Source organism: Streptococcus sp. CCH5-D3 (assembly GCF_001556435.1).
GTDB lineage: Bacteria > Bacillota > Bacilli > Lactobacillales > Streptococcaceae > Streptococcus.
The window spans coordinates 1-7,804 of sequence record NZ_LSIW01000124.1; the positions used below are offsets into that span (position 1 = coordinate 1).

The window sequence follows — 7,804 nt, forward strand, 5'->3', positions numbered from 1 at the left end:
TAGCTACTCTCGCTACCTCTCTAAACAATGGGAGCAAGCTAGTGAATAAAACAAACAAAAACTCACCTGCAGGTGGGTTTTTGTTTTCTGGATACTAAAAACGACTCCAATCAGAGTCGTTCGTTGCTTTAATTCACCGTTACTTTTCCTGAATAATAATCTAGGGTAATCCCTTCTTGTACATTTGGAACAAAGACATTGAACTCAAGTGAGCCATCAGCTGACTTGGCTTCAAGATGTGATCCTGATGGAATGAGGTTATCCCCTTCATAAATAAGGGTAACGCGATAACGGACACGTTTGTTTTTATCCTGAGCTTTTCGTACCAGGCTTTCATAATAGTTTTGTCCCGTAGAACTTTCGCTATTAGCTTGGTTAGCCCAAGCAGTTTGAACGGCAATATTTTTTGGATTTGAAGTCGAGGCATCAAATCCTTTGAGACCACCTACAAGTGCATAGCCCAACAAATGACCTCTATCTACGGCATGGCTATACTCTCCTGAAAGATTGTGAACTTGATGCCATCCCGCAGGTGTCCAAGAGGTTGAGCCATTCCCTGTTTCTTGACGATTTTTGTACTGTCTGGTTGCTTTACTTAATAAGGCATTCGCAACTGTAGGAACCGTTTGTCCTTGAACCGTTTTGACTTGGTTATTGGCATAGGGTTGGCTAGAAACCTTAGCATTTAGATTAGTCTTATTACCATTAACAATATAAGCCCCTGCCCCATTCCATTCTAAGGAGTTTCCTAGTTGACTCTTGACGGAGCTAGTCATCACTGACTCAGCAAGCTGCTCTTGTGGCGTAGCCTTTCCATTTGTTGAACCGTTTGATTTGACGGAGTTATTGGATTTTCCCGAGACTAGACTAGCTACCTGCTTGATTGGATTATTAGGCGATAGCTTATTGCTCGTCCCAATGTAACCTAAAACTGCAATCAAGACCGCTATTAGTAACGAGACTAGCTGACGTTTCTGTTTATTTGTTAAAGATGTCTTTCTTTTTGCCATTGTTCTCTTTCTTTTATATGAATGTCATGACTAAAGGAGCGGGATTACTTCCCACTCCCTTTTATTTTCCTGTAAATTTAGCAACAATTGCTTGCCAGGTTTCTGGTTTTAAGATGCTTATAGGATCCTTGCCCTCTCCTAAAACAGCATAGCCAATCATCAATCCGATTGCTAGAAAAGCAAGGCCAATCACACACACACTCAAAACAAGTAATAATTGACGAAAAACATAGCCTTTACCAGTTTCCATACTAAGCCTCACTTACACGTGAAATATTTGCTCCTAGTTTAGCTAGTTTCTCATGGAATTGATAGTAACCACGATCCAAGTGTGTCAACTTACCAACAGTAGTTGTTCCTTCAGCCACCATCCCTGTAAGAATTAGTGCTGCCGAAGCTCGAAGGTCAGTAGACATAACTTGAGCACCTTGAAGTGGCAAACCACCGTGAATCATAGCCGTATCACGAAGGATTTCTGAATGAAGTCCCATACGACGCATTTCTTCTAAGTGTTGGAAGCGATTTTCAAAGACTGTTTCAATCATGGTTGATTCCCCGTTTACCACTGCCATAAGTGCTGTAAATTGAGCTTGCATGTCAGTTGGGAAACCTGGGTGAGGTAGAGTTTTAACGGTTACTGGTTTCAATTGTGAAACATCAGATTTAACACGAATACCGCCGTCTTCTTCCTTAACATAGACACCCATTTCCAATAATTTTGAAATCAAAGGACGGTTATGTTCCCAAATAGCATCTTTGATAAGGACATCACCTGAAGTCATGGCTGCTGCTACCATAAAGGTACCTGCTTCAATACGGTCCTGAACAACCGCATGTTTAGTACCATGGAGAGCTTTAACACCTTTAATCACGAGTGTTTCAGTTCCAGCACCTTTGACATCTGCTCCCATCTCGTTAAGAAGAAGGGCCAAGTCAACGATTTCTGGTTCACGCGCAGCATTTTCAATGGTTGTAACTCCATCAGCCAAAGTAGCTGCCATCATAAGGTTTTGAGTGGCACCGACAGATGGAAAGTCCATATAAATAGTTGCACCTTTTAGTTTTTCTGCTGTCGCAGTGATATCACCACCAACTTGGGTAATTTTAGCACCCATTGCTTCTAAACCTTTGAGGTGGAGGTCAATCGGACGGCTACCAATCGTACAACCACCAGGCATTGAAACCTTCGCGTGGCCATTGCGGGCAAGAATTGGTCCAAGTACTACGATAGACGCACGCATCTTGCTCACATACTCATATGGCGCCTGATCAAGAATTTCTCCACTAGCATCAACGACAACAGTATTGTTTTCCTCGTCAAAGTCTACAGCAATATCTAAACCACGAACAACATTATTCATCGTGTAAACATCTGACAAGATTGGAACATTAGTTAAGGTTGTTTGACCTTCCGAGGCCAAGATAGTCGCTGCCAACAAGGGTAGGACAGCGTTTTTAGCACCTTCAATGACAACCTCACCACTTAATCGAGTGTTGCCACCCTGTACAATAATTTTATCCATAAGGATTCCTTTCAAGGGTCAATTTCATCTTTTTATATTATATCAAAAGTCTTTTAAATTCACTAATTTAAGATATTGAGCTTGCTAACGATTGACATAGCGTTAAAACATATATAAAGAATGAACTTACTAGAAAACCAATGGCAATACTAATAAAAAGCAAGAATAATCTCAATTTCCCAGTGTTAACAATAACATTCTTGGTTATTTTTTCCCAATCAAAAAGCGTATTCACCATCTGATAAGTTAAACCAATAAAAACCAAGTGGCTCGCTAGAGGAACCATATCATTTAAAATAGTCATCAAACTATTATATCATAGAAGACTTACATAAAACATAAGAAGAATCATTAAAAATACGACTTTTTACATTTGATTTCTTTATTAGTTTCCACCATTAAGAGCCATTGTTAACCAACTTAAGAACCTTTCAAAATGAGATTTCCCGTGTTCATTCGAGATTGAAATTTAATTTATTTTCAATCATTAGTCATAAAAAAAATCTTCCCTAATGCTACTGTTTCCAAATAACAGGTTTAGGGAAGATTTTGAGTCATTAGTTAACTATTACTTAGAAGAATTCCATGGCCACTAAAGTAATAATCGCAGAATCATAATAATTCTTAACAGGAAGATCCTGCATAAAGACAATCTTATTCTGCTGAACTAATTTCAAGTACTTTTGATCCTTCTCAGCCGCAAAAGCAATTGGTGCTTTAAAACTTGCAGCTTGGTGGTCGTCTAAAAACTTACCAGACAAATTGTAATTTGAAAAGACATTTTTCTGAGTCATAAAGAAATCCAACATCTTATTAAGGACTTTCTGACTCTTTTCATCGTTACTCTGAGTAAGATTGTATGGAAGACGACAAGCATTATAAGAATACGTTGAATCAAACTGATTTGAGATGGTGTAAGGCTTAACCACACGAGCCCCTGATTCATCCACCCAGATAAAGTCTGGAATTAATCCAGTCTTAGTTTTAGAACTAATCGTTTCAAGACTACTTAACATCTTGTTATTAATATCCAACCATTTTTTATCTTTTGTAACTTCATAAAAAGCTTGGAACTGCTTAGGTACAGTATCTGAAGTTCTCATAAGATTATAATATTTGGAATCTTTGTTCGCCCAGTTCCCAACAGTCAAAATTCCAATATTTTCATTATAGTTATACTTGAGAATATCCTGCAAGAGGGCCTTGGCCTGTGTTTGATACTCATCTTTATGGCTTGGCCATTGTTTTGAGGCTTCAATCAAGGCATAGGCAATATAAAGGTCCCCGTCAGTTGCATTGTGATCATCAACATTTTTAGCACTTTTTTGAACAATTTGTTCCCAAGACATCAATTGATTGCCTTCAATACGATGTGACAAATAATACTTGTAGAGTCTTTCAAAATCTTTTTGATTAGCTAAACCTTTCTTAGCTGCTCGCACGGTGATTAGCATTCCGTAACTTTGTGACTCGGAAAGAACAACATCTTTGTCTTTGTCATTAGTAGTTTTGACATATGCTTCGTTGCCTTTTTTGACTACGAAGTGTTTTTCCCATTTTTGATAAATTCTATCTTGAATATCAGTTTTCGTTTTCATTCTTATGGTAAACATTGAAAAAACAAATAAGCCAAGGATAACTACAAACCATAAATATTTAAAATATTTTGTTTTCATACATACTCCTATTCTGCAAAACGCTTAGTTTTAACCCATGTTGTTCCTTCACGATGAAGAATTTTATCCATGATAATAGACCACAACGAATCTAAAGAAACAATAATGAATAACTGTGCGTAACTAAAATAAGAGAGAATCGCTAACCAAATTTGTTTGCTGGTTGCTTGTCCAAATTGTGAAGCTAGGGCAACATTGATTTGCAATAAATATAATCCAATCATCAAGAGCCAGTTAAACAACATTAATTGAGCAATGTAAATATTACTTGCATCAAAGGCAAACGGAATCTGCACGGTTGGGAAAAAGATATGTAAAACAATGGCTAAGACATTAGCAAAGAAGATTAAATCAGATAAGACAATTGCACCATTAAACCAGAAGAAAATACAAGAGTAATTCGCTACTTCTAGTTTTACACGCCAATTTCCTTTACCGAACAAATGTTTAAAATTCGAGATAACAACTTCGTAATTACCTTTTGCCCAACGCTTACGTTGCATATAATAACTTTTAAGCGTTTCAGGTTCTTGTTGGAAGGCTTCAGAATTATATGCCAGGGCAATTAATTTACCACTTTGCATAATCTTGAAGGAAATATCGGTATCTTCGGTCAAGGCACCATTTCGCCAACCACCAATACTTTTAACGAATTCAGTTTGAATAATGAAGTTCGTTCCTGGAATACGACCAATTTTAAATAAATGCCACATTCCAACGTGGTGAACACGTTGCGTGACAACAATCTCTTGATTGATACAACGTGTTAAGAAATTTTGTTTTGCATTTCTTGTTTTATTACGGCCAAAGGACGCCACTCTTCGTTCTGGATCCTTCATCACTTCTTTAACTAAGAAGTAAAGTGCATTAGTTTCAGGCATGGCATCCGCATCATAAATACAGATATATTCTCCATCAGCCATTTTAAGGGCATCGTTCAGAACACCTGCTTTACCACCAGTACCTTTACGATTAATAATGGTAATATTACGTCCAGCATACTCTGGCAAGGCTTGAACAGCTAAACACTCTTGGTAAGTATTATCTGAACAGTTATCCGCAAACAAAAGTAGCTCTACCTTGTCATGAGGATAATTCATATTCAAGATAGCTTTAGCCGTTTGAGAGATAACAACATCTTCATTATGGGCTGGAACTACAATCGTAACCTTAGGATAATAAGGAAGTTCCTCCTTATCAACCTTAAAATCACTATGTTTCAACCAAAAATGAACAGCTGATACCAGAATAACAACACCCCAAATTAAGGAAATCCAGATGGATATTAGGGTGAAAATCATTAAAAACTGACTAACCATGTTTCACCGCCTTGAAATTATGAGAAACACGTTCATATATTACTGTATAAACAGTAAACAAAACAATGAAAGCAATCGCAAAAATAAGGCTAATACATAAAGCAAATACAAAAAACAAGTTTGTGATAGTCATAACTTCCCCCTAATACTCAACAATAATATCCGTTTCTAACTGACGGTTTAAATTACTCATTAATTCACTATAGTTATCAAATTTTTTGGAATTCTTTTTATCAATGACAAGAAAACCTGATTGAAATTGAATACCTTGATAACTACTTCCCCTAGTGAATGTCATTTCTTTTAGATGTTCTTCAAGACTAGTTTTATAAATCTTTTCTAAGTTTCTAGATTCATTTTTTGAGAGGATTAAGTAGCTCCCCTCAGAAACATAAAAGACTTGCTCAAAGCGATCCAGCTTATCTGAAATCTGATGATAGATACTAGTAAGCAAATGGTTATATTCACGAGGACTCAATTCAAAGAATTGTTCTTCATGAGACCAATGTATCAAAAGTGCTTGAACAGGTTTTTTATCCTCTAATAAATCACGATAAGCGTTACTAGCCTTGACTTCTTCAATCTGAACAGATGAAATAAATTTATAGAAGTAATACTTAATCTTTGAAAGTATCCCCATTAACAAAGGAAAACTGAATATAAGAACTAATGTATCATTCAGTGGAAGATAGACAACACCACTAACCAATACAAAGATACTTAAAGCAAAACTTAAAATGATTAGCCAAGTAATCAGAATCTCTGTTAAGAAACATACTGCAGCAATACCTAAAATCAGAAAGAAAGCTTCAAACATGAATAAATTAGGATTGACTTGATTACAGTAGAGAAATAGTAATGCTTCAAAGAAAATCAAACATAAAATCCAATACCAGATTTTTTTATCTCTTTTCACACTCAATTTCCTCCTTCGTGAAACTCTGATACAGAATCTTCCAAATTAAAGTACACTTTAATCGCTTGAACAATTCTCTCAGATGCTTTACCATCACCATAAGGATTAGGAGCTTCAGACATTTCTTTATAAAGAGCTTCTTCAGTTAAAAGTGAAGTCATTGCTTCTTTCACCTTGTCTGGATCAGTTCCGACAAGTTTCAATGTTCCTGCTTTAACACCTTCTGGACGCTCTGTTGTATCTCGTAATACTAAAACAGGTTTTCCAAGTGATGGAGCTTCTTCTTGAACACCACCAGAATCCGACATAATAAAGTAACTTCTAGAAGCTAAATTATGAAAATCAAAGACATCTAAAGGTGCGATAAGATGAATTCTATCATGATCACCTAAAATTTCTTTTGCTACAGCTTGTACAGAAGGGCTCAAATGAACAGGGTAAACCACTTCAATTTCAGAATGCTCATCTACCATATGACGAAGAGTTTTAAATACTCGACGCATTGGCTCACCTTGATTCTCTCTTCGGTGCATTGTTACTAAGATAATTTTTTTATTCTCATCGATTTTATCGAGAACTTCATGATAATAATTATCTTTAACTGTAAGTTTTAAGGCATCAATCGCTGTGTTACCAGTGACATAAATTGCCTCTTTTTTATGATTTTCCGACAATAAGTTTGCTTTACTTTCTTGAGTAGGTGCAAAATACAAATCAGAAAGGCTGTCAGTCATCTGACGATTCATTTCCTCTGGATATGGTGAATATTTATCATAAGTTCTAAGCCCAGCCTCAACGTGACCGATACTTACTTTATTGTAAAATGCAACCAAGCCAGCAGCAAATGTTGTTGTTGTATCACCATGAACCAAAACCAAATCAGGTTGTTCCTTCTTAACAACTGGATCAAAATTAGCCAAAATTTTAGAAGTAATTTCCTGAAGTGATTGGTTTTTTCCCATGATATCCAAATCATAATCAGGAACTATCTCAAAAGTCTCCAAAACTTGGTCAAGCATTTGACGGTGTTGAGCTGTGACTACTGTAATAGTATTAATGGTTTCTTGATGTTTTTTCAACTCAAGAATTAATGGCGCCATCTTAATTGCCTCTGGTCTTGTCCCAAAGACAACCATAATATTTAATTTTCCCATAAGATCCCCCCTATGACCTATACGAAATCAATATAATATTGACAAATAACACTCTACATTATCACTTTATTATCCCCAATAATAAGGAAGATGAGATACTCTTCCTCCAAAAGCATTAAAGGGAATGCCCTGGCTTATTGGTCATATTTCGAAATGATGTAAAGTAGATAAAGAAAAAGGTCTCAATAAAAAGACTATCATTACGT

At 36.3% G+C, this 7,804-nt stretch carries 8 protein-coding genes; all 8 read right to left on the reverse strand.

Annotated features, from left to right (window positions below; all coding sequences use genetic code 11):
* Positions 1-128: 128 nt before the first annotated feature.
* The 8 genes from AX662_RS07780 to wecB all read right to left on the reverse strand — a co-directional run bounded on the left by AX662_RS07780 (position 129) and on the right by wecB (position 7,598).
* Positions 129-1,010 carry a DNA/RNA non-specific endonuclease gene (locus AX662_RS07780; RefSeq protein ID WP_060972112.1) on the reverse strand — a complete coding sequence of 294 codons (882 nt, stop codon included), beginning with the start codon at positions 1,008-1,010 and terminating at the stop codon, positions 129-131.
* Between the two features lie 61 nt (positions 1,011-1,071).
* A complete protein-coding gene (locus AX662_RS07785) occupies positions 1,072-1,260 on the reverse strand; it encodes a DNA-directed RNA polymerase subunit beta (RefSeq protein WP_003097027.1) in 189 nt (62 codons plus the stop codon).
* 1 nt (position 1,261) lies between these two features.
* A complete protein-coding gene (murA, locus tag AX662_RS07790; protein WP_004182615.1) occupies positions 1,262-2,533 on the reverse strand; it encodes a UDP-N-acetylglucosamine 1-carboxyvinyltransferase in 1,272 nt (423 codons plus the stop codon).
* Positions 2,534-2,600: 67 nt separating this feature from the next.
* Complete coding sequence (locus AX662_RS10420; protein ID WP_004182616.1) at positions 2,601-2,837, reverse strand: DUF1146 family protein; 237 nt, start codon at positions 2,835-2,837, stop codon at positions 2,601-2,603.
* Between the two features lie 268 nt (positions 2,838-3,105).
* Complete coding sequence (locus AX662_RS07795) at positions 3,106-4,209, reverse strand: glycosyl hydrolase family 8 (RefSeq protein ID WP_004182617.1); 1,104 nt, start codon at positions 4,207-4,209, stop codon at positions 3,106-3,108.
* Positions 4,210-4,217: 8 nt separating this feature from the next.
* Positions 4,218-5,528: a glycosyltransferase family 2 protein gene (locus AX662_RS07800; RefSeq protein ID WP_004182618.1), complete on the reverse strand. Its 1,311-nt coding sequence runs from the start codon at positions 5,526-5,528 to the stop codon at positions 4,218-4,220.
* A 142-nt stretch (positions 5,529-5,670) separates the two neighbouring features.
* Positions 5,671-6,450, reverse strand: a complete 780-nt coding sequence (locus AX662_RS07805; RefSeq protein ID WP_060972113.1) for a hypothetical protein — start codon at positions 6,448-6,450, stop codon at positions 5,671-5,673.
* Entirely contained in the window at positions 6,447-7,598 is a 1,152-nt protein-coding gene (wecB, locus tag AX662_RS07810; protein WP_060972114.1) for a non-hydrolyzing UDP-N-acetylglucosamine 2-epimerase, read from the reverse strand. Before wecB ends, AX662_RS07805 begins: the two co-directional genes overlap by 4 nt.
* Positions 7,599-7,804: the final 206 nt, after the last annotated feature.

Excerpts from the sequence above, each read along its gene's own strand:
- AX662_RS07780 (WP_060972112.1), bottom strand. The coding sequence starts at position 1,010 with ATGGCAAAAAGAAAGACATCTTTAACAAATAAACAGAAACGTCAGCTA.
- murA (WP_004182615.1), bottom strand. The coding sequence starts at position 2,533 with ATGGATAAAATTATTGTACAGGGTGGCAACACTCGATTAAGTGGTGAG.
- AX662_RS10420 (WP_004182616.1), bottom strand. The coding sequence starts at position 2,837 with ATGACTATTTTAAATGATATGGTTCCTCTAGCGAGCCACTTGGTTTTT.
- AX662_RS07785 (WP_003097027.1), bottom strand. The coding sequence starts at position 1,260 with ATGGAAACTGGTAAAGGCTATGTTTTTCGTCAATTATTACTTGTTTTG.
- AX662_RS07800 (WP_004182618.1), bottom strand. The coding sequence starts at position 5,528 with ATGGTTAGTCAGTTTTTAATGATTTTCACCCTAATATCCATCTGGATT.
- wecB (WP_060972114.1), bottom strand. The coding sequence starts at position 7,598 with ATGGGAAAATTAAATATTATGGTTGTCTTTGGGACAAGACCAGAGGCA.
- AX662_RS07795 (WP_004182617.1), bottom strand. The coding sequence starts at position 4,209 with ATGAAAACAAAATATTTTAAATATTTATGGTTTGTAGTTATCCTTGGC.